At 59.0% G+C, this 24,665-nt stretch carries 17 protein-coding genes; 15 read left to right on the top strand and 2 right to left on the bottom strand.

What is annotated here, in order from left to right; all coding sequences use genetic code 11:
• Positions 1-76: 76 nt before the first annotated feature.
• The 14 genes from rseP (at position 77) to pdxY (ending at position 20,279) form a co-directional block, all read left to right on the top strand.
• Positions 77-1,429 carry a sigma E protease regulator RseP gene (gene rseP, locus GWQ31_RS07375; protein ID WP_219598528.1) on the top strand — a complete coding sequence of 451 codons (1,353 nt, stop codon included), beginning with the start codon at positions 77-79 and terminating at the stop codon, positions 1,427-1,429.
• A 34-nt stretch (positions 1,430-1,463) separates the two neighbouring features.
• Positions 1,464-3,887 carry an outer membrane protein assembly factor BamA gene (bamA, locus tag GWQ31_RS07370; RefSeq protein WP_219598529.1) on the top strand — a complete coding sequence of 808 codons (2,424 nt, stop codon included), beginning with the start codon at positions 1,464-1,466 and terminating at the stop codon, positions 3,885-3,887.
• 148 nt (positions 3,888-4,035) lie between these two features.
• Positions 4,036-4,548: an OmpH family outer membrane protein gene (locus tag GWQ31_RS07365; protein ID WP_219598530.1), complete on the top strand. Its 513-nt coding sequence runs from the start codon at positions 4,036-4,038 to the stop codon at positions 4,546-4,548.
• 3 nt (positions 4,549-4,551) lie between these two features.
• Positions 4,552-5,571, top strand: a complete 1,020-nt coding sequence (gene lpxD / locus GWQ31_RS07360) for a UDP-3-O-(3-hydroxymyristoyl)glucosamine N-acyltransferase (RefSeq protein WP_042467152.1) — start codon at positions 4,552-4,554, stop codon at positions 5,569-5,571.
• 24 nt (positions 5,572-5,595) lie between these two features.
• Complete coding sequence (gene fabZ, locus GWQ31_RS07355; protein ID WP_005312091.1) at positions 5,596-6,057, top strand: 3-hydroxyacyl-ACP dehydratase FabZ; 462 nt, start codon at positions 5,596-5,598, stop codon at positions 6,055-6,057.
• A gap of 5 nt (positions 6,058-6,062) precedes the next feature.
• Positions 6,063-6,854, top strand: coding sequence for an acyl-ACP--UDP-N-acetylglucosamine O-acyltransferase (gene lpxA / locus GWQ31_RS07350; RefSeq protein ID WP_021139730.1), 792 nt, complete (start codon positions 6,063-6,065; stop codon positions 6,852-6,854).
• Complete coding sequence (gene lpxB / locus GWQ31_RS07345) at positions 6,847-7,986, top strand: lipid-A-disaccharide synthase (protein ID WP_005312093.1); 1,140 nt, start codon at positions 6,847-6,849, stop codon at positions 7,984-7,986. The genes lpxA and lpxB overlap by 8 nt, the downstream gene beginning before the upstream one ends.
• A gap of 80 nt (positions 7,987-8,066) precedes the next feature.
• Entirely contained in the window at positions 8,067-8,657 is a 591-nt protein-coding gene (gene rnhB, locus GWQ31_RS07340) for a ribonuclease HII (RefSeq protein ID WP_005312094.1), read from the top strand.
• Positions 8,658-8,695: 38 nt separating this feature from the next.
• Positions 8,696-12,175 carry a DNA polymerase III subunit alpha gene (gene dnaE, locus GWQ31_RS07335; protein ID WP_275909083.1) on the top strand — a complete coding sequence of 1,160 codons (3,480 nt, stop codon included), beginning with the start codon at positions 8,696-8,698 and terminating at the stop codon, positions 12,173-12,175.
• A 16-nt stretch (positions 12,176-12,191) separates the two neighbouring features.
• Positions 12,192-13,142 (top strand): acetyl-CoA carboxylase carboxyl transferase subunit alpha, encoded by a 951-nt coding sequence (gene accA, locus GWQ31_RS07330; protein ID WP_159165782.1) that lies wholly within the window; start codon positions 12,192-12,194, stop codon positions 13,140-13,142.
• 402 nt (positions 13,143-13,544) lie between these two features.
• Positions 13,545-15,080: a lysine decarboxylation/transport transcriptional activator CadC gene (cadC, locus tag GWQ31_RS07325; RefSeq protein ID WP_275909016.1), complete on the top strand. Its 1,536-nt coding sequence runs from the start codon at positions 13,545-13,547 to the stop codon at positions 15,078-15,080.
• 726 nt (positions 15,081-15,806) lie between these two features.
• On the top strand, positions 15,807-17,141 hold the full coding sequence (gene cadB, locus GWQ31_RS07320; RefSeq protein ID WP_005312099.1) for a cadaverine/lysine antiporter: 1,335 nt from the start codon (positions 15,807-15,809) through the stop codon (positions 17,139-17,141).
• 76 nt (positions 17,142-17,217) lie between these two features.
• Complete coding sequence (locus GWQ31_RS07315; protein WP_275909015.1) at positions 17,218-19,350, top strand: lysine decarboxylase CadA; 2,133 nt, start codon at positions 17,218-17,220, stop codon at positions 19,348-19,350.
• Positions 19,351-19,418: 68 nt separating this feature from the next.
• Positions 19,419-20,279 (top strand): pyridoxal kinase PdxY, encoded by an 861-nt coding sequence (gene pdxY, locus GWQ31_RS07310; RefSeq protein ID WP_275909014.1) that lies wholly within the window; start codon positions 19,419-19,421, stop codon positions 20,277-20,279.
• A 24-nt stretch (positions 20,280-20,303) separates the two neighbouring features.
• On the opposite strand, the gene GWQ31_RS07305 is transcribed toward pdxY, so the two are convergent.
• Positions 20,304-21,725 carry an MATE family efflux transporter gene (locus GWQ31_RS07305; RefSeq protein ID WP_275909013.1) on the bottom strand — a complete coding sequence of 474 codons (1,422 nt, stop codon included), beginning with the start codon at positions 21,723-21,725 and terminating at the stop codon, positions 20,304-20,306.
• A gap of 106 nt (positions 21,726-21,831) precedes the next feature.
• Complete coding sequence (locus GWQ31_RS07300) at positions 21,832-22,740, bottom strand: LysR family transcriptional regulator (protein ID WP_275909012.1); 909 nt, start codon at positions 22,738-22,740, stop codon at positions 21,832-21,834.
• A 504-nt stretch (positions 22,741-23,244) separates the two neighbouring features.
• On the opposite strand from GWQ31_RS07300, the gene GWQ31_RS07295 reads away from it, so the two are divergent.
• Positions 23,245-24,540 carry an HAAAP family serine/threonine permease gene (locus GWQ31_RS07295; RefSeq protein WP_034523881.1) on the top strand — a complete coding sequence of 432 codons (1,296 nt, stop codon included), beginning with the start codon at positions 23,245-23,247 and terminating at the stop codon, positions 24,538-24,540.
• The last annotated feature ends 125 nt before the right edge of the window (positions 24,541-24,665 follow it).

Here is a 24,665-nt window from a genome sequence, read left to right as displayed (position 1 = left end):
TGTGGAATGACAAACCTGCCTTTGTTACTGCCTCCTTCGGTGATTCGAATGGGTGTGATCTCGAGGTGATAGGCTGATGGGCGGCGTGCTGTGGAACATTGGTGCCTTTATCATCGCCCTCGGATTGCTGGTTGCGGTGCATGAATTTGGCCATTTCTGGGTGGCCCGCCGTTGCGGCGTCAAGGTCGAGCGCTTCTCCATCGGGTTTGGCAAGGCTATCTGGCGCCGGATGGGCAAGGATGGCACCGAATATGTGCTGGCACTGATCCCGCTCGGCGGTTACGTCAAGATGCTGGATGGTCGGGTCGATGAGCTCAAACCCGGCGATGAGCAATTTGCTTTCAATCACAAGAGTGTCTGGGCGCGGATGGCCATAGTGGCAGCGGGCCCCATGGCGAACTTTGTGTTTGCCCTGTTTGCCCTCTGGCTGATGTTCATGATCGGTGTCCCTGCCGTCAAACCCGTGGTGGGGGAGGTGCGTCCCGCCTCCATTGTGGCGGCGGCCGGGGTCGAACCCGGCATGGAGATCGTCGGTGTCGGCGACAAGGCGACCGGTGACTGGGAGAGCGTGACCTATGCCCTCATCAGCCACCTGGGTGATGATGCCGTCCAGCTCAAGCTGAAAGCGGCCAACACCAGTTATGCGGTGGACAAGACCCTCGTGCTGGAGGATTGGACGTTCGATCCGGACAAAGAGTCCCCCGTCGGCAGCCTGGGGATAGTGCCCCTCGGCGGCAAGGTACTGCCCGTGGTCGAGGCCATAGTGCCTGCGAGCGCCAGTGAGAAGGCCGGTATCCTGGTCGGCGATCGCATCAAGCGGGTGGGCGAGCAGGAGGTCACCGAGTGGACCCAGTTCGTGCACCAGGTCCAGCAATCTCCCGAGCAGCCATTGCAGGTCGTGGTGGAGCGGGCAGGCAGTGAACTGACCTTGACCCTGACTCCGGATGTGAAAAAAGTGCGTGGCCAGCTGGTCGGTTTTGTCGGCTTGTCACCGCAATTGGTTCCATTACCGGATGAGTATCGAATTCTGTTACAGTATGGGCCTTTGCAGGCCCTGTGGCAGGGAGCCCAGAAGACCTGGAGCCTGACCACGCTGACCTTTGACATGATTGGCAAGCTGATTGGTGGCATCGTCTCCCTGGATAACCTGAGCGGTCCCATCTCCATTGCCAAGGGGGCAGGCAGCAGTGCCGATTACGGTCTGGTCTATTTCCTCGGCTTTCTGGCGCTGATCAGCGTCAACCTGGGGATCATCAACCTGTTTCCCCTGCCGGTGCTGGACGGAGGCCATCTGGTCTACTTCCTCATCGAGGCAGTCACCGGCAAGCCGGTATCAGACAAGATTCAGGAAGTGGGTTTCAGGATCGGCGCCGCCATTCTGATGTTACTGATGGGCATTGCGCTATTTAATGATTTCGCTCGCCTCTGAGGCCAGAGCATCAACAAGGACACACAAGAACAAAATGGCTGTTAAAAAAGCATTGGTGTTGAGTTGCCTGCTGGGTGCCAGTTTCCTGGCCCAGGCGGCCCCTGCCTCTTTTGTGGTGCAAGATATCCAGGTCGACGGCTTGCAGCGTGTAACGCTGGGGGCCGCCCTGTTGAACCTGCCGATCCGGGTTGGCGACACCGTCGATTCCGTGACCCTGGCCAACGCCATCAAAAAGCTCTACTCCTCCGGTAACTTCGAGGATGTGAAGGTTTACCGTGACGGCCAGGTGTTGCAAGTGGCGGTCAAGGAGCGGCCGACCATCTCCAGCATCGAATTTTCAGGCAACAAGGATATCAAGGAAGAGCAGCTGACCCAGAGCCTGGAGTCCTCCGGCATCCGGGTGGGTGATCCGCTGGATCGTACCGTGCTGAGCTCCCTCGAAAAGGGTCTGGAAGATTTCTACTACGGCGTGGGCAAATACTCCGCCAAGGTCAAGGCCATCGTCACCCCGCTGCCGCGCAACCGGGTCGACCTCAAGTTCACCTTCGTGGAAGGGGAAGCGGCCAAGATCCAGCAGATCAACATAGTTGGCAACAATGTGTTCCCGGAAGAGAAACTGCTGGCCCAGCTCTCCCTCAAGGACGATGTGCCCTGGTGGAACTTCACCGGTGACCAGCGTTACCAGAAACAGAAACTGGCCGGCGACATCGAAACCCTGCGCTCCTACTACATGGATCGCGGTTATATCCGCTTCGCCCAGGAGTCGACCCAGGTCTCCATGACCCCTGACAAGAAGGGGGTCTACGTGACACTGAACGTCAAGGAAGGGGATCAGTACAAGGTCTCCGGCGTTCAGCTCAAGGGCGATTTGATCGACCGTGGTGGCGAGATGAAGGGCCTGATCCCCATAGGGGCAGGCAGCACCTACTCCGCCAGTCAGGTAACCCACACTGAAGAGGTGCTCTCCAAGTTCCTCGGTCGTTACGGCTATGCCTACCCGAAAGTGGTCACCTTCCCCCAGGTCAACGACGAAACCAAGGAAGTGGAGCTGATCGTCAACATAGAGCCGGGTCCCCGTGTCTATGTGCGCAACATCAACTTCAGCGGCAACGTCACCACCCAGGATGAAGTGCTGCGCCGCGAAATGCGTCAGATGGAAGGCACCTGGCTCTCCTCCGATAGCGTCGAGCAGTCCAAGACCCGTCTCAACCGTCTCGGCTTCTTTGAAACCGCGGAAGTGGACACCAAGCGGGTGCCGGGCAGCGATGATCAGGTCGATCTCGACTTCAAGGTCAAGGAGCAGCCAGCTGGCTCCATCAACGCCGGTGTGGGTTATGGTACCGAATCGGGCCTGAGCCTGCAGGCAGGCCTGCAGCAGGACAACTTCATGGGTACCGGCAAGAAGATCGGTATCTCCGCCAGTACCAACAAGTACTCCAAGAGCGTCGACCTCAGCTACAACGATCCCTACTTCACCGTGGACGGTGTCAGCCTGGGTGGCCGCCTCTACTACAACCAGTTCAGTGCGGCCGATGCCAACATCGTCGACTATGAAAACACCACGATTGGTTTCCGCCTCTCCAGTGGTTTCCCGGTCAACGAGAACAACCGCCTCGACTTCAGCCTCGGGGTCGAGAACAACAAACTGTCCCAGCCCAACCCCTATCTGCAGGTGGACGAGTTTTGGAAGGTGTACAGCAAGAACAAGGATGGCGACAACCGCATGGTGTTCAACACCGTTGACGTCACCGCCGGTTGGACCCGTTCAACCCTCAACAAGGGGATGTTCCCGACCGCGGGTGACCGTCAGCGTGTGAACGCCAAGGTGACAGTGCCCGGCATGGATCTGCAGTACTTCAAGCTGAACGCCGAAGATGCCCACTACTTCCCGTTCGATGCGGACCACAAATGGGTGTTGATGGCCAAGGCCCGCGCCTCTTACGGCAACGGTTATGGCAGCAACGGCAGCTATGATCACGTCCTGCCGTTCTTCGAGAACTACTTCGCCGGTGGTTTCGACACGCTGCGTGGCTTCAAGAGCAACACTGTAGGTCCGAAGGCGCTCTACTACTACAACCTGAGCGGTAACGACGTCATTCAGGGCACCGACAGCTCGGTGGGGGGCAATGCCCTGGCGGTGGCGTCCCTCGAGATGATAGTACCGACGCCGTTTGCGTCTGAAACCTATCAGCCTCAGTTGCGTACCAGCTTCTTCATCGACGCCGGTTCAGTGTGGGATACCACTTTTGACTATGCCCAGTACCAGAACCGCTGTTTCAGTGGTTGCAACTATCTGACCGACTATTCGGACCCGACCAACTACCGTGCCTCGGCCGGTCTGTCGCTGCAGTGGCTCTCCCCCATGGGACCCCTGGTGTTCGCGATTGCCCGTCCGCTCAAGGAGTACGAAGGGGACAGGACAGAGTTCTTCTCGTTCAATATCGGCCGTACCTTCTAAGGACGGACGCGCCCCCACCCAGCCGGTGGGGGTATTCAATGATGGGACGCGCAGCTTGCGTGCCTCACCAGGTAACAAGTCGGTCCGGGTACCACTTGCATAATCAGGTAAATCAGGTTGCCCTCACATGAGGGAACAAGGAGTTAGTGTGAATAAAGCGTTGAAAGTAGCTGGTTTGAGTTTTGCACTGATGGCTGCCGGCATGGGCTCCGCCTTGGCTGACACCAAGATCGCCGTGGTCGACATGGGCGAAATCTTCCAGAAGCTGCCCCAGCGTGAAGCTGTTTCCAAGAAGCTGAAAGGTGAATTCGAGCCGCGCATGCGTGAACTGCAGAAGCTGGAATCCGACGGTCAGAAACTGGTCGAGAAGTTCAAGAAGGATGAAGCCTTCATGAGCGCCGATCAGAAGAAGCAGAACCAGGAAAAACTGGCCAAGCTGCAGATGGAGTTCAACCAGAAGCGTCAAGCGTTTGAGCAGGACAACGGTCGTCGTCAGTCCGAAGAGCGCAACAAGATCCTGACCAAGGTACAGGCTGCCATCGATTCCATCGCCAAGAGCAATGGCTACGATCTGGTGCTTGAGCGCAATGCTGCGCCCTATGCCGCCAGCAAGCTGGACATCTCTGCCCAAGTTATTTCTCAGGTAAGCAAGAGCAACTAATTGATGGCATTCACTCTCGCACAGCTGGCCCAGCAACTGGGGGCCGAGATCCATGGCGACGGAACCCTGGAAATCCGCAAGGTAGCGACACTGGAAAAGGCCGGGGAGGGGGATATCACCTTCCTGTCCAATAAAAAGTACCGGCATTATCTGGAGCAGAGCAAGGCCTCGGCCGTGCTCATTACAGAAGCGGATCTGCCATTTTGTCCCACCAATGCCCTGGTACTCAAAGACCCCTATGTGGGGTTTGCCCGGGTAGCCCAACTGCTGGACACCACACCGCAGCCGGCCACGGATATCCATCCGAGCGCCGTCATTGCGGCTGACGTGCAACTGGGCGAGAGAGTGGCCATCGGGGCCAATGCAGTGATCGAATCCGGCGTCGTGCTGGGGGATGACGTACGCATAGGCCCTGGCTGTTTTGTTGGCAAGAATACCCGACTGGGAGCGCGCTCCCGGTTGTGGGCCAACGTCACCCTGTATCACAACATCACCATGGGTTCCGACTGTCTGGTTCAATCCGGCACAGTGATCGGGGCCGATGGGTTCGGTTATGCCAATGAGCGTGGCGAATGGATCAAGATCCCCCAGCTCGGTGGCGTGACTATCGGCAACCGGGTCGAGATTGGTGCTTGCACCACCATAGACCGCGGCGCGCTGGAAGATACCCGCATCGCGGATAACGTCATCATCGACAACCAGTGCCAGATCGCCCACAACGTCGAGATCGGCTACGGCACCGCCGTGGCAGGCTCCACCGTGATGGCTGGTAGTCTCAAGGTCGGCAAATACTGTATCATTGGCGGCGCCTCCGTCTTTAACGGGCACATGGAGATCTGCGATCAGGCCACCGTTACCGGCATGGCCATGGTGATGCGACCCATTACCGAGCCCGGTGTCTACTCTTCCGGCATCCCCCTGCAAACCAATAAAGAGTGGCGCAAGACCGCCGCCCGGGTGATGCGTATCGAAGAGATGCACAAGCGGTTGAGCAAGCTTGAGAAGAAGCTGGATCAAGAATAATCACGATTGGTATAGGGTACTGTTTTGACTACTGAAAAGAAGAGCCTGGGCATCCAGGAAATCATGGATCTGCTGCCCCACCGTTATCCGTTCCTGATGGTGGATCGGGTCGACGATTACGAGATCAGCGATGAGCGCAAAACCTTGCGTGCCATCAAGAATGTCTCGTTCAACGAGCCGATCTTCCAGGGACATTTCCCGGCCAAGCCGGTGTTTCCCGGCGTACTGATCCTGGAAGCCATGGCGCAGGCCACCGGTATCCTGGCCTTTACCATGGTGGGCAAGCCGTCTCCCAACGAACTCTATTACTTTGCCTCCATCGACAACGCTCGTTTCAAGCGTCCGGTGGGCCCCGGCGATCAGCTGGTGCTGGACGTGGAGTTCCTGAAAGAGCGTCGCGGTATTGCCAAGTTCACCGGTGTGGCCACGGTCAACGGTGAAGTGGTTTGTACCGCCGAGCTGATGTGCGCCAAACGCGAGGTTTAATACACGTGATCGACCAGACTGCCATCATTCACGATACTGCCATCGTCCATGAGTCTGCGGTGATTGGTAAAGGGGTTGAAATCGGCCCCTTTTCCGTCATCGGCGCCGAGGTGGAAATCGGCGACAACACCTGGGTAGGTTCCCATGTGGTGATCAAGGGGCCGGCCAAACTGGGCCGTGGCAACAAGATCTTCCAGCACACCTCCATCGGTGAGGATTGCCAGGACAAGAAGTACGCCGGCGAGCGCACCTTCCTCGAGATTGGCGACAACAACGTCTTTCGCGAGAACTGCACTGTGCACCGCGGCACCATCCAGGATCAATCCCTGACCAGGGTGGGCAGCGGCAACCTCTTTATGGTCAACGTGCACGTTGCCCATGATTGCATCATCGGTGACAACTGCATCTTCGCCAACAACGCGACCCTGGCGGGCCACGTGGTGATCGGTGACTTCGTGATCTTCGGCGGTCTCTCCGCGATCCACCAGTTCGGTCGCGTTGGCTCCCACGCCTTCATCGGTGGCTGCGCCGCCCTGAACAAGGATGTGCCGCCCTACGTGATGGCCGCTGGCAACTATGCCAAGCCGTTCGGGGTCAACTCCGAAGGCCTGCGTCGCCGCGGTTTCAGCGCTGAAGCCATCTCCGCCGTCAAGCGTGCCTACAAAGAGATCTTCCGCTCCGGCAAGACAGTCGAAGAGGTGTTGCCCGTGCTGACAGAGATGGCGGCCACCGAACCGGCCGTTCAGCTCTACGTGGATTTCCTCAAGGACAACGAGCGCGGGATCATCCGTGCCTGATCCCGTTCGCATCGGTATCGTCGCCGGAGAGACCTCCGGCGACATTCTGGCCGCCGGGCTGGTGCGCGAGCTGCAGCGCCGTTATCCGGATGCGCAGTTTGAAGGGATCGCCGGGCCGCGCATGCAGGCCCTCGGCGTCAAGGCCCTGTTCGAGATGGAAGAGCTCTCCGTCATGGGGATCACAGAGGTGCTGGGCCGTCTGCCGCGCATCCTCAAGGTTCGCCGTGAACTGCTGCGCCATTTCATTGCCAATCCACCTGACATCTTCGTCGGGGTGGATGCACCGGATTTCAATATCGGGGTGGAGCTCAAACTGCGCCGCGCCGGTATCAAGACGGTTCACTATGTCAGTCCCTCTGTCTGGGCCTGGCGTCAGAACCGCATTCACAAGATCAAGGCCGCCACCGACATGGTGCTCGCCTTCCTGCCGTTCGAGAAAGCCTTCTACGATCGCTTTGCTGCCCCTTGCCGGTTCGTGGGTCACACCATGGCCGATGCGATCCCGCTCGAACCGGACCAGGCTGCCGTGCGCCAGGCGTTGGGCATTGACCCGGGCCGACGCTGGCTGGCCGTGTTGCCCGGCAGTCGCACCGCCGAGGTGGGTTTCATGTCACCGGTATTTCTCGAGGCCTGCAAGCGGCTGACGGTACGTTATCCGGATCTCGGCTTTATCGTGCCGCTGGTCAACGAGGCGCGACGAGCGCAGTTCATGGCCATCAAGGCCGAGCTGGCGCCGGATCTCGACATGGTGTTGCTGGAAGGTCAGGGTCGCGAAGCCATGATAGCTGCCGATGCCGTGCTGCTTGCCTCAGGTACCGCAGCGCTGGAAGCCATGCTGGTGAAAAAGCCCATGGTGGTGGGCTACAAGCTCAAACCATTCAGCTATTGGCTGGCTCAGCGGCTGGTGAAGACCGCCTATGTGTCGCTACCCAATCTGCTGGCCGATCAGATGCTGGTGCCCGAGCTTATTCAGCACGAGTGCACCCCGGACAATCTGGTGGATGAAGTCAGCAAGCTGCTGGAACACGACAACCGTGAACTCATCGCCACCTTCACCCGGCTGCACCAGAGCATTCGCTGTAACGCCGACGTGCAGGCCGCGGATGCGGTGGCCGAACTGCTCGGCAGATAACAGGCAGGGTGGCCGATAGCGCTGCGCTCATCTACCCCATGTCAGGCCCTGCGGGGCCTGTTTTGATTCAAGGCTGCAAGATGATGATCGATATTCCCGAAGACAAGCTGGTTGCCGGGGTGGACGAGGTGGGTCGTGGCCCCCTGGTGGGTGACGTGGTCACCGCCGCCGTGATCCTGGATCCGGCCAACCCGATCACCGGGCTCGCCGATTCCAAGAAGCTCTCCGAGAAGAAGCGTCTGGCGCTGTTTGACGAGATCAAGCAGAAGGCGCTGGCCTGGGCCATCGGCCGCGCCAGTCCCGAAGAGATAGACGAGCTCAACATACTGCACGCCACCATGCTGGCGATGCAGCGCGCCGTGGCGGGCTTGTCCATCACCCCTGAGCTGGTCTTTATCGACGGCAACCGTTGTCCAAGCTTGCCGATGGAAGCGCGCGCCGTGGTCAAGGGCGACAGTCTGGTGGCTGCCATCAGCGCCGCCTCGATTCTGGCCAAGGTGACTCGCGATGCGGAGATGACCGAGCTGGACAGCCGTCATCCCGAATATGGTTTCGCCCGTCACAAGGGCTATCCGACCCCTGAGCACCTCGCCATTCTGGCCGAGCGCGGGCCCTTGCCCGCCTATCGCAAGAGTTTCAAGCCGGTGCGCCATGCACTTGGGATCGAATAGCCAATGCATTTCTGTTTGAGCAACGAGAGGGTATGACGATGGCTGAACCCCGTTTTATCCACCTGCGCGTCCACTCCGATTTCTCCATGGTCGATGGTCTGCAGAAGATCAATCCCATCGTCGGAGCCGCTGCGGCCAACAACATGCCGGCGCTGGCCCTGACCGACCAGATGAACATGTGCGGTCTGGTGCGTTTCTATGGCTCCGCCCACGGCAAGGGCATCAAGCCCCTCGTCGGGGCCGACTTCTGGGTGCAAAGCGATGAGCTGGGGGACGAGCAGTTCCGCCTCACCCTGCTGGCCATGGACAACGACGGCTACCAGAACATTACCCTGCTCATTTCCCGCGGTTATCAGCGCGGGCATGTGCAGGGACGTCCCGTCATCGACAAGGAGTGGCTCACCGATCACGCCAAGGGGGTCATAGTGCTCTCGGGCGGACGAGAGGGGGACGTGGGCAAGTTCCTGCTCAAGGGCAACCGGCAGATGACGGAGTCGTGTCTCGCCTTCTACCAGACCCACTTTCCCGACGCCTACTACCTGGAGCTGCTGCGTACCGGTCGACCCGATGAAGAGGTCTACCTGCACATGGCGGTGGCCATTGCCACCGAGTTCGAGCTGCCGGTGGTGGCCACCAACGAGGTGGTGTTCCTCAACGCCGAGGACTTCGACGCCCACGAGATCCGGGTTGCCATCCACGATGGCTATACCCTGATGGACAAGCGTCGCCCACGCCGTTACAGCCCGCAGCAGTACCTGCGCAGCCAGGAGGAGATGGCCGAGTTGTTTGCCGACATCCCCGAAGCGCTGGAAAACACGGTGGAGATCGCCAAGCGCTGCAACGTGACAGTGCGTCTGGGTGAATACTTCCTGCCCAATTTCCCGACCGGTGACATGACCACCGAAGACTTTCTGGTGGCCAAATCCAAAGAGGGCCTGGAAGAGCGTCTCGCCTTCCTGTTTCCGGATCCGGCCGTGCGCGCCGTCAAGCGCGGCGAGTATGACGAGCGCCTCGAGATCGAGCTGAAAGTCATCAACCAGATGGGCTTCCCGGGTTACTTCCTCATAGTGATGGAGTTTATCCAGTGGTCCAAGGACAACGGCATCCCCGTTGGCCCGGGCCGGGGCTCGGGGGCGGGTTCACTGGTGGCTTACGCGCTCAAGATCACCGACCTCGACCCGCTGGAATTCGACCTGCTGTTCGAACGTTTCCTGAATCCGGAGCGGGTATCCATGCCCGACTTCGACGTTGACTTCTGCATGGACAGACGGGACGAGGTGATCGAGCACGTCTCCGACATGTATGGCCGGGATGCGGTGTCCCAGATCATCACCTTCGGCAGCATGGCGGCCAAGGCGGTGGTGCGGGACGTGGGCCGGGTGCTGGGCCACGCCTATGGTTTCGTCGATCGCATCTCCAAGCTGATCCCGCCTGATCCGGGCATGACCCTGGCCAAGGCATTCGAGGCTGAGCCCAAGCTGCCCGAGCTTTATGAGCAGGACGAGGAGGTCAAAGACCTCATCGACATGGCGCGCCGGCTGGAAGGCGTGGTGCGCAACGCCGGCAAACACGCAGGTGGCGTGGTAATAGCGCCCACCAAGATCACCGACTTTGCGCCGCTTTACTGCGACGACTCCGGTAATCACCCTGTCACCCAGTTTGACAAGAACGATGTGGAATACGCCGGGCTGGTGAAGTTCGACTTCCTGGGGCTGCGTACCCTGACCATCATCGACTGGGCGCTCGGCATGATAAACCCGCGCCTTGCCAAAGAGGGCAAGCCGCCGGTCGACATCGCCGCCATCCCCATCCACGACAAGAAGTCGTTCGATCTGTTGCAGCGGTTCGAGACCACGGCGGTATTCCAGCTCGAATCCCGCGGCATGAAGGATCTCATCAAACGGCTGCAGCCTGACTGTTTCGAAGACATGATAGCCCTGGTGGCCCTGTTCCGTCCGGGCCCGCTCCAGTCGGGCATGGTGGACAACTTCATCGAGCGAAAGCACGGCAAGGAGGCGATCTCCTATCCGGACGAGAAGTGGCAACACGAGAGTCTCAAACCGATCCTGGAGCCCACCTACGGCATCATCCTCTATCAGGAGCAGGTGATGCAGATAGCCCAGGTGCTGGCGGGTTACACCCTGGGTGGGGCGGACATGCTGCGCCGGGCCATGGGCAAGAAAAACCCGGCCGAGATGGCCAAGCAGCGATCCGGGTTTGAGGAAGGGGCGGTCAAGAACGGCATCGACGGCGAACTGGCGGTAAAGATCTTCGATCTGGTGGAGAAGTTTGCGGGCTACGGCTTCAACAAATCTCACTCCGCCGCCTATGCGCTGGTCTCCTACCAGACCCTCTGGCTCAAGACCCACTTCCCGGCCGAGTTCATGGCGGCGGTCATGACCGCCGATATGGACAACACCGACAAGATAGTGACTCTGGTGGACGAATGTCAGCGCATGGGGCTCACCGTGATACCGCCGGATGTGAATACCGGTCGCTATCGGTTCAGCGTCAACGAAGATGGCCACATCGTCTACGGCATAGGGGCTGTGAAGGGGGTGGGGGAAGGCCCTATCGACGCCATTCTCAGCGCTCGGGATCAGGACGGCCCGTTTCGCGATCTGTTCGACTTCTGCAACCGGGTCGACATCAAGAAGATCAACAAGCGGGTGATGGAAAAACTCATCCTCTCCGGCGCCATGGACAGGCTCGGTCCTCACCGCGCCGCCCTGATGGCGACTCTGGAAGAGGCGATGCGCGCCGCCGAGCAGCACGCCAAGGCACAGGCCGTGGGTCAGGTCGACATGTTTGGGGTCTTGACCCAGGAGATTGACGACGTCAGGAAGGCGTTCGCCAACGTGCCGCACTGGCCTGACAAGGTGTGGCTGGAAGGGGAGCGGGAGACGCTCGGCCTTTACCTGACCGGCCACCCCATCAACCAGTACAGCGGCGAGCTGCGTCGCTACACGTCCGGCCGTCTGTGCGATCTGCATCCCACCTCCCGGGATACGGTTACCACGGCAGCGGGGCTGGTGATCGCGGCCCGCAGCATGGTGACCAAGCGTGGCAACAAGATGGGGATCTTCACCCTGGACGACAGATCCGGCCGTCTGGATGTGACCCTGTTCAGTGAAGCGCTGGAAAAATATGAAGAATTGATGCAAAAAGACCGTATTTTGGTGGTTTCTGGACAGGTCAGCTTTGATGACTTCTCCGGTGGCCTTAAAATGTCGGCCCGTGAATTACTGGATATCAACGATGCGAGGGAGCGTTTTGCCAGGGCAATCCGCATCTCCCTCGATGAACAGCGGATTGATGATCGCTTTTTCCCGCGTTTGTGCGAGATTTTGGAACCCGCCCGTGCCGGAGTCTGTCCGGTTCAGGTAAACTATCGTCGCCCCGGCTCACGGGTGCGATTGACGCTCGGTACCGAGTGGCGGGTGACGCCCACCGATCAACTGATAGATGACTTGCGTGTCCTGCTGGGACGAGAGCGGGTTGAATTGGTTTTTGATTAGAGGATCTATAGGCCCTATGAGTCTTTTTCTGGATTTTGAACAGCCGATTGCCGAGCTGCAGGCGCAGATTGATGAACTCCGTCATGTGAGTGAGCACAACAGTGCTGTCGATCTCAATGAAGACATTCGCCGGCTGGAGAAGAAAAACGAAGAGCTGACCAAGAAGATCTTCGGCGATCTGGGTGCCTGGCAGGTATCCCAGATGGCGCGTCATCCTCAGCGTCCTTACACCCTCGATTATATCGAGCACATCTTCACCGACTTCGACGAGCTGGCTGGCGATCGCGCCTATGCCGATGACAAGGCCATCGTCGGCGGTATCGCCCGTCTCGACGGCGAGCCCGTGATGGTGATTGGCCAGCAGAAGGGGCGTGAGACCAAAGAGAAGATCAAGCGCAACTTTGGCATGCCGCGCCCGGAAGGGTACCGCAAGGCCCTGCGTCTGATGGAGATGGCCGAGCGCTTCAAGATGCCGATCATCACCTTCATCGACACCCCGGGTGCTTACCCTGGCGTGGGTGCCGAGGAGCGTGGTCAGTCTGAAGCCATCGCCCGCAACCTGAAAGTGATGGCCGGTCTGACCGTGCCCGTGGTCTGCACCGTGATCGGTGAAGGCGGCTCGGGTGGCGCCCTGGCCATTGGCGTGGGCGATCGCGTCAACATGCTGCAGTACTCCACCTACTCCGTCATCTCGCCGGAAGGCTGCGCCTCCATACTGTGGAAGAGCGCCGACAAGGCGCCCGTGGCCGCCGATGCCATGGGTATCACGGCCCAGCGCCTGAAAGAGCTCAAGCTCATCGACACCATAGTCGAAGAGCCGCTCGGTGGTGCCCACCGCGATGTGCCCCTGATGGCCCAGCGCCTGAAGGAGCGCCTCAAGCAGGACCTGGATGCCCTGCGTCCGCTCGAGACCGATCAGCTGCTGGAGCAGCGTTACCAGCGCCTGATGGGCTACGGCTACTGCTAAGCCCGGCATGCTTCTATAAATGGCGTCAAAAGGCCCCTGCTTATGCGGGGGCCTTCTTTTTTGGGCGCGGGGAAAGTGCTGTTCATATGGATATCAGTCGGCCCCCCGTTTGCCGAAAACCCCTGTGTTGGATCAATTCAGCTGTGGTTAATGGCCAATAAAAGTGGGATCCCGCTCCCGTTTTGCTTAAAGTGGCCCCCTTCCGATCGACCCGATTGGAATGCCCGCAAGGATGCTCTTCAGACGTACGCAGGATGGCCTGGCCAGACTGACTCACAGCGATGTTTACTGCTCCGGTTCCCTTTTTCTGCCACCTCGCGCTGGCAGCGCCTTGTTCCGTTCAGTCAGTCCAGGTTTGCGTCACTCTCATTGTGCATTGTCTCCATCTGCAGCGAGTGAATCATGAGCGAATCGGTTTTTGAGATCCACGACTGGACCCTGAGGGTTGACGATAACATGCTGTGTCGCCCCGACCGCGAGGTCTACCTTGAACCCAGACTGGTCAATCTGTTGCGGTTTCTGGCCTGCCATACGGGCACAGTGTTTGGCCGCGATGCCCTGATCAAGGAGGTGTGGGACGGCGCCGAGGTGACCGATCAGGTGGTCACCCAGTCCATCTTCGAGTTGCGCAAGATCCTCAAAGATGGTCGCTTTGATGCGGCCGACTATATCGTTACCGTGCCCAAGCGCGGCTACAAGCTGGTGGCATCGGTGCGGCCGCTGCAGGTGCTCTCTGTAGTGATGGCTGACGAGCAGCCTGCGCCCGCGTCCAATACCACTCTCTCCGATCTGAGCCCGCCCGCCACGGCCGACGATGACGATGCCCTGCCCAATGTCGCCCCTTTTCCCGCCGGGCCCCTGACCCGCGCCATCTCGACTCACGCCAAGGATGCCCGCAGCCGCTGGAAGATGGTGAGCTTCGATATCTTCGTGGCCGTCATCCTGGTTGCCATCGTCAGCATGCTCAGCTATCAGCACGCCAGCCCCCAGGTTCACACCATGCTGGATCCCAATTTGCTGGTGTTTCGCTTTCACTCCGGCATGGATGACAACAACGAGAACGTGCGTCTGGCCGATGGCATCACTCGTGCCCTGATGGGGGAGGTGGCTGCGGTTACCCCACTGCGTGTTCAGTACGGCGCCACCAATCTGATGGGGGGCATACTGCCCGGCAAGGAGCTGAGCGTGCGGGTCTCCCGCCAGCCGCGGGGCACCTATCTGGATCTGGAGTATCGCAACATCAATACCAATCGGGTGCTGTTCAGCCATCAGTACCAGCTCAGCCGTCACAAGGTACACGCTGTGCTGCAGGCGAGCAGTCAGGATCTGCTGCGGGCCCTCGATCAGCCGGACGTCTTGCCCGGCATGGGATGGCCCACCGATGATACTTCCCTGATGGCCATGATGGAGGCGCAGTACTACATCAACAGCCAGGATCCCGTGGCTCTCAAGCGTGGCATAGCGCTGCTCGACAACTCTCTTTTCGTCCAGCCGGATCAGCCGTTGTTGCTGGCGGAGCGCTATCTGGCGGGAGAAGCGCTGGCAACCCTGGCGGGCAAGTCCGAGAGTGAGCATCTGATGGGGATAGGTACTCATCTCGCCAGCGTGGTGCAAAGCGATGGCGTCGTGCCTGCTCGGGTGTGGGAGGCCTTGACCTTGCAAGCCATCCTCAACAACCAGCCTCAGCAGGCGAGTCAGCTGCTGGCGCAGGCGGCGAGTCGTGGCCGCTCGGTGCTCTATTACATACTGCAGGGCAAGCTGGCGGAGCTGGACGGTCGCCCCGAGGCGGCGGGGGATGCCTACAGTCAGGCCTTCCTGATGGAGGCGACCGAGCAGACCTATCTGCTCTGCCAGCAGCTCGGTTTCTACAGCAATATGGAGACCCTCACCCCAGCCCTGTTCAATGCGCTGGGCCAGAGCAAGGTGAAGCTCTTCTAGCGCCGAAGCGCTTGTTTTCCCTCGGTTGGCGCGGTTGCCAGCCGTATCCACAGGCTGCCTTCGGGCGGCCTGTGTCGTTTCTGTCTGTCTTCATCCTGCTGCCTGCTATTGGGGATAGTCGCTCTGGTGCGGCCCGATTTATCCCCCCGCAGCTCATTGTCACCCGCGTTTGACTTGCTCGCCGCATTTGCGCTTGTCCGGCTTTGCGTCATGAGCACTGCTCGCTGCCGCTATCCCACTGTGAGTGCGGGTATGGCCTGCCGGTCACCGGGAACCGGGTATTGCCGCAGAGGTCTGCCTCTGAGCCGGGGTGGTGATGAGACGAGCAGAGGGTCGAACAGGGGTGAGTGGCCACTTGGAGTGATGGTCCGATGGACTTTCGGATGGCCGTAATGGGAGGGGGCGCTATGGGAGCCTCTTTATCCCGGGTTTATCTCCGGAAAAATATCAAGGCGGCGAGATAAGGGGGTTATCAAGGGGCAAAACGGGGTGGCCGGATATCAAGGTTTTATCAATATGGCGGTGTGGCTTGATTTCAATTTGCTGTTTTTAAATGGTTTTTAGCAAAATCGACGGGGCGGCGAAAAAAGTTGGCTCATATTTTTATCCGTTAGCGGGTCCTTATGTTTTCCGGGGAGGAGAGGCCTAGTCTGTGCCCATTCGTTGGCGGGGCGTTCCGCCAAATGTGTATGTGACGACCCGACCTTTTATAGAACCGGAGATCTTATGTCCCTAGATACGAGCAAGAAGATTGGCCTTATCGCCTGTACTGGTGTGGTGGCCGGCAACATGATGGGGAGCGGCATAGCGCTGCTGCCTTCGGCACTGGCTACCATAGGTTCCATTTCCATTTTCAGCTGGGCCATCTGTCTGGTGGGTGCCATGGGCCTGGCCTTCGTGTTTGCCCGTCTCGCCACCAAGAACCCGCAAGAGGGTGGCCCCATTGCCTACGCTGGCGAGATCTCTCCGGTGTTCGGTTTTCAGACCGGTGTGCTCTATTACCATGCCAACTGGATCGGCAACCTGGCCATCGCCATTACCGGCGTCTCCTACCTGTCGGTCTTCTTCCCCATCCTCAACAACCCTATCCCGGCGGCCATCGCCACCATAGCGGCGGTCTGGATCTTCACCTTCGTCAACCTGCTCGGCGGCAGCTGGGTGAGCCGACTCTGTACCCTGGGTCTGGTGCTGATCCTGCTGCCTGTGGTGGGTACTGCCGTGATGGGGTGGGGGCATTTTGATACCAGCGTCTACAGCCAGAACTGGAACACCACCAGCGGCAGCGACCTGCATGCGGTCATCAGCGCCGTGCTCATCTGCCTCTGGTCTTTCGTCGGCGTGGAATCTGCCGCCGTCTCTTCCGGCATGGTGAAGAACCCCAAGCGTACCGTCCCTCTCGCCACCATGCTGGGCACGGGTATTGCGGGTGTTATCTACATCCTCTCAACCCAGGTGATCAGCGGCATGTTCCCGGCCGGTGAAGTAGCAGCCTCCGGCGCACCGTTTGCCATGGCCTCCTCCGCCATCTTTGGCAACTGGTCTGCGCCGTTCGTCTCTGCCTTTACCGCTTTGGCCTGTTTCACCTCGCTGGGCTCCTGGATGATGCTGGTGGGCGAGGCGGGCAAGCGTGCCGCCAACGACGGCAACTTCCCGAAAATCTACGGTGAGCTGGACAAGAACGGTGTGGCCAAGAAGGGCCTGATCCTCGGCTCCCTCAAGATGACTGCCCTGATGATTGGCCTGACCGCCTTCACCTCCCGGTCCGCTCACGCCGCCGATCTGTTCAACGTGCTGACCACGGATGCTGTGCTGCTGACCATGCTGCCCTACTTCTACTCCAGCATTAACCTCATTCGCTTCGAGGGCATGACCTCCCGCAGCATAGGCACCATGATTTTCTCCGGCGTCGCCTGTGTCTTCTGTCTGGTGGCCCTGATGGGCGCCAAGGGTTCCAACCTCACTGCCACCTTCGTGGTGTCGCTCATCATTCTGATGTTCTACGCCAAAAAACAGGGGCTGCGTCAACACGATGCCCTGCTCAAAGAGCAAGCCAGCCACTAATTCCCTTTTCTTCTTCCGAGCGCTCTTCACTCACCATCCCTGATGGAGAGCGCCCCTTCATGTGTGGAGCATCAAGATGAATATCATTGCCATCCTCAACCACCTGGGCGTTTTCTTCAAAGAAGAACCCATTCGCCAGCTGCAAGCCTCCCTGGAGCGCAAAGGCTTTCAGGTTGTGTATCCGGTCGATGTGGCCGACTTGCTGAAGCTTATCGAGAAGAACCCCCGCGTTTGCGGCGCCATCTTCGACTGGGACAAATATTCACTGGGTCTGTGCAAGGAGATCCACGATCGCAACGAGAAGCTGCCGATCTTCGCCTTCGCCAACGATCAGTCCACCCTGGACATTCACCTGACCGACCTGCGTCTGAACGTCCACTTCTTCGAGTACCGTCTCGGCATGGCCGACGACATCGCCCTCAAGATGGGTCAGGCTACTCAGGCGTATCAGGACGCCATACTGCCGCCCTTCACCAAGGCGCTGTTCAAGTATGTGGAAGAGGGCAAGTACACCTTCTGTACCCCGGGGCACATGGGCGGTACTGCCTTCCAGATGAGCCCGGCCGGCAGCATCTTCTATGACTTCTACGGCCCCAACGCCTTCAAGGCTGACGTCTCTATCTCCATGCCGGAGCTGGGTTCCCTGCTGGATCACTCGGGCCCGCACAAGGAGGCCGAGGAGTATATCGCCCGTACCTTCAATGCCGACCGCTCCTACATAGTCACCAACGGCACCTCCACCGCCAACAAGATTGTCGGCATGTTCTCCGCCCCGGCCGGCAGCACTGTGCTGGTGGATCGCAACTGTCACAAGTCCCTCACTCACCTGATGATGATGAGTGACGTGACCCCTATCTATTTTCGTCCGACCCGCAATGCCTATGGCATTCTGGGGGGGATTCCGCAGAGCGAATTCAGCCGCGAGACCATAGCGGCCAAGGTTGCTGCCACCCCGGGTGCCCAGGCACCCCGTTACGCCGTGATCACCAACTCCACCTACGACGGCCTGCTCTACAACACCGGCTTCATCAAGGAGAGTCTGGATACCCCTTACATCCACTTCGACAGTGCCTGGGTGCCTTACACCAACTTCAGCCCCATCTATGAGGGCAAATGCGGCATGAGTGGCGACGCCATGCCGGGCAAGGTGTTCTACGAAACCCAGTCCACCCACAAGCTGCTGGCGGCCTTCTCCCAGGCCTCGATGATCCACATCAAGGGTGACGTTGAGGAAGAGACCTTCAACGAAGCCTTCATGATGCACACCTCCACATCGCCGCAATACGGCATAGTGGCGTCCACCGAGATCTCCGCCGCCATGATGCGGGGCAACAGCGGCAAGCGTCTGATCAAGGACTCCATCGATCGCGCCGTCTCCTTCCGCAAGGAGATCAAGCGGCTGCGTGATCAGAGCGAAGGCTGGTTCTTCGATGTATGGCAGCCGGACAACATAGACACAGTCGAGTGCTGGAAGCTGGATCCCAAAGATGACTGGCACGGTTTCAACGGCATCGACGATGACCACATGTACCTGGATCCCATCAAGGTCACGCTGCTGACCCCGGGGATGAACCGTCAGGGCGAGCTGCTTGAGCGTGGCCTGCCTGCCTCCCTGGTCTCCAAGTTCCTCGACGAGCGAGGCATAGTGGTGGAGAAGACAGGTCCCTATAACCTGCTGTTCCTCTTCTCCATCGGGATCGATCAGTCCAATGCGATGCAGCTGCTGCGCGCCCTGACCGAGTTCAAGCGTGGCTATGACCTGAACCTGACCATCAAGAGCATATTGCCGAGTCTCTATCGTGAAGACCCGAGCTTCTACGAAGGCATGCGGATCCAGGAGCTGGCCCAGAGCATCCACGATCTGACCTGCAAGTACCGTCTGCCGGAGCTGATGTTCAAGGCGTTCGACGTGCTGCCGGAGATGAAGATGACACCGCACCTCGCCTGGCAGCAGGAGCTGGCGGGCAATCTGGAAGAGGTACCGCTGCGTGAGATGGTGAACCGTATCAGCGCCAACATGATACTGCCGTACCCGCCGGGAGTGCCCCTGGTTCTGCCGGGCGAGATGGTAACGGCTGATTCCCTGCCGGTGCTCGAGTTCCTCGAGATGCTGTGCGAGATCGGTGCCCACTACCCGGGCTTCGAGACCGACATCCACGGCCTCTATCGTCAGGCCGATGGCAGCTACACCGTCAAGGTGCTGTGCTAATCAAAGTGACAACAACGGGCCGCAAGGCCCGTTTTTCCCTGCGGTTTTTATCCATTTTGTGAGTCGTCATGAAGCGCATTCTCTCCATTCAATCCCACGTCGTCTTTGGCTGTGCCGGCAACAGTGCCGCCGTCTTCCCTATGCGCCGCATGGGCATGGAAGTGTGGCCTGTCAACACAGTGCAGTTTTCCAACCACACCCAATACCGTCAGGGGTGGCAGGGGATGGTGATGCCGGATTGCCATATCCGCCAGCTGATAACCGGTCTGGCCGACATAGGCGTGCTGGGGCAGTGCGATGCGCTGCTAAGCGGTTACCTCGGCTCGGCCGAGCAGGGGGAAGAGATACTGGCGGCGGTGGCCAGACTCAAGGCGCTCAATCCGAACGCCCTCTACTTCTGTGATCCCGTCATGGGTCACCCCGACAAGGGGTGCATAGTCGCACCCGGTGTCGCCGACTTTCTCAAAAACCGGGCGCTGGCCTGCGCCGATATGCTGGCCCCCAATCTGCTGGAGCTGGAACAGCTGACCGAGCGGGAGATCCGCAATGTGCCCCAGGCACTGGCAGCATGCCAGCAACTGCGGGATCAGGGGGTCAAGCTGGTGATGGTCAAGTATCTCGGGAAGGCGGGTTTTGCCATGGACAGGTTCGAAATGCTGCTGGTATGCGAAGAGGGGGCGTTTCATATCTCACGCCCCCTCTATCCCTTTGCTCGCGATCCCATTGGGGTAGGTGATCTGCTGAGCGCCACCATGCTGGCCAATCTGCTGGCAGGTTTCACGTCTGTGGCGGCGTTCGAGCGTACCAATGCCAGCGTCGATGCAGTCGTGGCCCAGACCTGGCTCGCCGGAGCCTATGAGCTGCAACTGGTGGCAGCCCAGCAGGCGATGGTGCTGCCACAGGTGCGTGAGCAGGCTATCCGGCTTTAGCCGACGCATTCGTGCTACTTGTGTCTAGCTCGGGCGACGTGCCAGCCGCAGAGCCTGACGAGCGGTTAGCCCTGTGGCCTGGTGCAGGCCCTGAGGAGCGCACGCCAGCTTGAGGCGACGCCACTCTCGCCACAGCAACCAGCACAGCGGCAGTGTCAACAGCAGCACAGTCGTGGGCTGGGCGAGCAGTACACCTTCGCGTCCCCACTGCATCGGCAGCAAGAAGATCAGTGGCAGCAGCAGCAGTGTCTTGGCCGCCGAGATGATCAGTGCCTGCTTGGTGCGAGCCATGGATTGCAACAGGACTATGCCAAAGATGATGATCCCTTCCAGCGGAATGGCGCTGAGGTTGAGAGTCAGGCTGCTGACGGCGGCGGCAAGCAGTTCGGCATCCTGACCGCCGGTGTAGAGCATGGCCACCTGGCGCGGCAGCAGCTGGATCAGCAACCAGACCGCCATGCCATAGACCAGCGTGATCTTGAGCCCCATCTCCATCAGGAATTTCAGGTCACGGTAGCGCTTGGCCCCCGCCGCCTGACTGATGAGAGGCTGGATGCCAAATGCCAGTCCCTGCAGGATGACGATGAATATTGCCTCCGTGTAGCCTGCTACCGTGTAACCGGCCAGATCCTTGATGGCGCCATACGCCATCAGCTGGCTGTTGTGCAGCAGCAGCAGCAGTCCCAGGTTGAACTGGGCGATCAGGCTCGGCAGGCCGGTAAAGAGCAGGTTGGGCATGGCCGGAAAATTGGGCACCAGATGGCGCCACGACAAATTCAGTTTGGCATGGGAAGTAAAGAAGTAACCCAGACCCAGCAGGCTGACGACCCCCTCGGACATGAGTGTCGCCTGGGCAGAGCCTATCAGTCCCAACCCCAGCCGACCGACCATGATGTAGTTGAGAATGATGTTCAGCACTGCGCCCCCGCTGACCAGGATCATGGCCAGCCTGGGTTTGCCGTCGTTGCGCAGCAGATAGGGCACCGCCAGGTTGCTGGCCAGCAGCAGGGTACCGCCACCAATCCAGTAGAGGTAGTCACTGGCCTGTTTCCAGGTCTCTGTGCCTTGCTCTATCCCCAATGCCAGCAGGATATCGATGTGCCAGTGGTGCAGCAGCAGTGGGGCCAGAGTGCCGAGCAAGGCCAGCAGCCAGAGCGCATTGACCAGTGCCTGGCGGGCGAGTTTGAGGTTCTTGGCCCCTTGCTGGAAGGAGATGGCGGTAGCCGCGCCCATGCTGATCATGGCGGCGAGACCGATCAGCACCATGATGACCGGGTAGACCAGGTTGATGCCGGCGAGGCCGGCGGCGCCCACGTAGTGACCGACGAAGATGCCATCGACCAGGTAGTAGGCACCGGAAACCAGCATGGCCATGATGGAGGGGAGGGCATAGCCCCAGAAACGGCGGGTCATCGCCCGCTGGCGCAATGTGAAGTAGGCAGACATATCTATTCTCTTGGGGAGTTCGATTATCGAGCCGACAGTCTAAATTAATACATTTTTGTTGATAATCCGCCTTAAGATTGATGGATTGATGAGTTAAATTCAGTAATTACCGGGTTTGGTAGTGTGCCTTGAGCATGTCGATCAGGGCGCGCAGACCTTTACCCAGTTGATGACGGCTGGGATAGAAGAGTGAAAATCCCACGAAGGTTGGGCACCAGGGCTCCAGCACTCGCAACAGTTTCCCCTCTGCCAGCTGCTTGCTGACCTCCTCTTCCGGACAGTAAGCCAATCCCAGCCCTGCCTCGGCAGCTCCAAGATAGAGGGCTGGCGTGCTGGTGGTGAGCGGCCCTGTCACCTCGATTTCCAGCATGCTCCCCTTTCCCTCGGTAAACGCCCAGCGATAATGGTGGGAGGGTGTCAACCGATAACCTATGCAGGCGTGACGCGACAGCTCGCGGGGATGTTGCGGTGTGCCGTGTTTGCTCAGATAGGCCGGTGAGCCCACCACCAGATAACGCTGGTGTGGTCCCAGTGGCACACCGATCATCTCCTTGGGCAGCAGATCGCCGTAGAAGATGGCGGCGTCATAGCCATCCTCGATAAGCCGTGGCATCAGCTCCTGCTCCACCACCTCTACCTGCATGCGCGGGTAGCGCACCATGTAATCGATAAGCACAGGGGCCAGCAAGTCGTTGATGGCCTCCCTTGGTGCGCTTATTTTCAGTCGCCCGACAGGCTCATTGCTGTGATGGGCCAGCTCGTCGAGGGCCTCTTCCAGGGTATTGAGGGTCGGCAGCAACTGCTCGAGCAGACGTTGACCCGCATCGGTCGGCACCACGGCGCGTGTGCTGCGATTGAGCAGTCTGACACCGAGCCGGATCTCCAGCCCTTTCAGGCTGTGGCTCAGGGCGGAGGCCGAGACGCCGAGTTCGAGGGCGGCCTTGCTGAAACTCTGATGGCGGGCCACGGCGGCAAAAACCGCCAGTTCGGCGAGATCGGTACGGGTGATGACCATGACAACTCAGGGGAAAAAAGGGTGAACAACAGGGTACGTCAGGGCAAGGCGAGGCACAACCTGACCAATAAATGACTGAGTGTAAGCGGTTTGTTATACCTATAAGGATATAGATACTGGTGAAACTACCTGTACTTGTTAACGGTTGTTCACAAGGTTGAGCTGATAACGTGATCCATGACGCCAGAAAGGCGATTCTAGTCAAACTTTGGTTGATTAATTCAAAAAAACACTGTGATCGTTAAGGGGATTTAATTAGAGTCAGCCCATCAGAACAAAGGCGCGTTAACGACTTGTAACAGCTGACGCGCTGACAGCCCCAGGCTGATGACCCACTGACCTGTTTGTTGCAATTTGGTTTTTGCATGGAGTAACGACCACCTTGCCGGGTTTGGGGGGAAGAAAAAAACAGGGATGGACGGCAGGAGTTCCAGGGAAATGGGACAGGGCATTGCGCCCGGTTGACTCGATTTTTCTATTTTCCTTGATGACAGGAACACCACTATGTCTGACATGAATATTGCAGTAGAAGGCAGCGTAGCCAGTAATGCGTCTTCCCGTGGCAACACCAAGGCCGATCTGGTCTGGATGCTGGGTTTGTACGGTACCGCCATCGGTGCCGGTGTACTCTTCCTGCCGATCAACGCCGGTGTAGGTGGTTTGTGGCCGCTGGTGGCCATGGCGCTTCTGGCGTTGCCGCTGACCTTCTTTGCACACCGTGGTCTGACTCGCTTCGTACTGTCCGGCTCCACCCGTGATGGCGATATCACCGAAGTGGTGGAAGAGCACTTTGGCAAGACCGCAGGCAAGTTCATCACCCTGCTCTACTTCTTTGCCATCTATCCCATAGTACTGATGTACTCGGTCGCCATCACCAACACAGTTGAAAGCCTGCTGGTTCACCAACTGGGTATGACAGCACCACCCCGTGCTGTCCTGTCGCTGGCACTGATCCTGGGTCTGATGGCGGTGGTACGCCTCGGTGGCCAGTTCATTGTCAAGGCGATGAGCGTGCTGGTATTCCCGTTTGTGCTGACCCTGATGGGCCTGGCCTTCTATCTGGTTCCACACTGGAACGGCGCCATTATCACAGAAGCACCAGCCCTGTCCGATGCCTTCAACGGCGACTTCATCAAGACCCTGTGGCTTGCCATTCCGGTGATGGTGTTCTCCTTCAACCACTCCCCGATCATCTCCTCCTTCGCGGTGGACAACAAGGGTCGTTACGGCGCCGGTGCCGAGAAGAAGTGCGGCAACATACTGCTGGGTGCCCATGTCATGATGGTCATGACCGTCATGTTCTTCGTGTTCAGCTGCGTACTGAGCCTCTCCCCGGCTGATCTGGCTGCCGCCAAGGAACAGAACATCACCATTCTGTCCTACTTGGCCAACCATTTCGATAATGCCTTCATTGCCACAGCGGCTCCGCTGATCGCCATGGTTGCCATCAGCAAGTCCTTCCTCGGCCACTATCTGGGTGCCAAAGAGGGCATGAACGGTCTGATGGCCAAGGCGCTGCGCGAGAAAGGCAAGCAGGTCGACATCAAGCAACTGGACAAGGTGACTGCCGTCTTCATGATCCTGACCACCTGGGCTGTGGCTACCGTCAACCCCAGCATCCTCGGCATGATCGAAGACCTGGGCGGCCCCATCATTGCCATGCTGCTGTTCCTGATGCCGATGTACGCCATCACTAAGGTACCTGCCATGCGCAAATACGCTGGCAACATCAGCAATGGCTTCGTGACCCTGATTGGCCTGATCGCCATGTCCGGTATCATCTACAAGCTGATTGCCTGATAACGCCGGTTACACCGTTGAATGAAGAAGCCGCCTCGCAAGAGGCGGCTTTTTTGTTTGAACAAGGGATAGTCCTTAACAAGCAAGGGGTTGCGGCCTAACATGGCCCGATGTGTGTTTATTAA

Origin of the sequence: Aeromonas sp. 2MA4 (assembly GCF_029237305.1) — a bacterium.
GTDB classification, from domain to species: Bacteria; Pseudomonadota; Gammaproteobacteria; order Enterobacterales; family Aeromonadaceae; genus Aeromonas; species Aeromonas salmonicida.
Note: the sequence above shows the minus strand (reverse complement) of the source record. Positions and strands in the feature narration are given on the sequence as shown.

Coding starts and splice junctions, on each gene's coding strand:
- dnaE (WP_275909083.1), top strand. CDS start 8,696: ATGGCTGAACCCCGTTTTATCCACCTGCGCGTCCACTCCGATTTCTCC.
- GWQ31_RS07315 (WP_275909015.1), top strand. CDS start 17,218: ATGAATATCATTGCCATCCTCAACCACCTGGGCGTTTTCTTCAAAGAA.
- bamA (WP_219598529.1), top strand. CDS start 1,464: ATGGCTGTTAAAAAAGCATTGGTGTTGAGTTGCCTGCTGGGTGCCAGT.
- cadB (WP_005312099.1), top strand. CDS start 15,807: ATGTCCCTAGATACGAGCAAGAAGATTGGCCTTATCGCCTGTACTGGT.
- GWQ31_RS07305 (WP_275909013.1), bottom strand. CDS start 21,725: ATGTCTGCCTACTTCACATTGCGCCAGCGGGCGATGACCCGCCGTTTC.
- pdxY (WP_275909014.1), top strand. CDS start 19,419: ATGAAGCGCATTCTCTCCATTCAATCCCACGTCGTCTTTGGCTGTGCC.
- cadC (WP_275909016.1), top strand. CDS start 13,545: ATGAGCGAATCGGTTTTTGAGATCCACGACTGGACCCTGAGGGTTGAC.
- accA (WP_159165782.1), top strand. CDS start 12,192: ATGAGTCTTTTTCTGGATTTTGAACAGCCGATTGCCGAGCTGCAGGCG.
- rnhB (WP_005312094.1), top strand. CDS start 8,067: ATGATGATCGATATTCCCGAAGACAAGCTGGTTGCCGGGGTGGACGAG.
- GWQ31_RS07295 (WP_034523881.1), top strand. CDS start 23,245: ATGTCTGACATGAATATTGCAGTAGAAGGCAGCGTAGCCAGTAATGCG.
- lpxD (WP_042467152.1), top strand. CDS start 4,552: ATGGCATTCACTCTCGCACAGCTGGCCCAGCAACTGGGGGCCGAGATC.
- rseP (WP_219598528.1), top strand. CDS start 77: ATGGGCGGCGTGCTGTGGAACATTGGTGCCTTTATCATCGCCCTCGGA.
- GWQ31_RS07300 (WP_275909012.1), bottom strand. CDS start 22,740: ATGGTCATCACCCGTACCGATCTCGCCGAACTGGCGGTTTTTGCCGCC.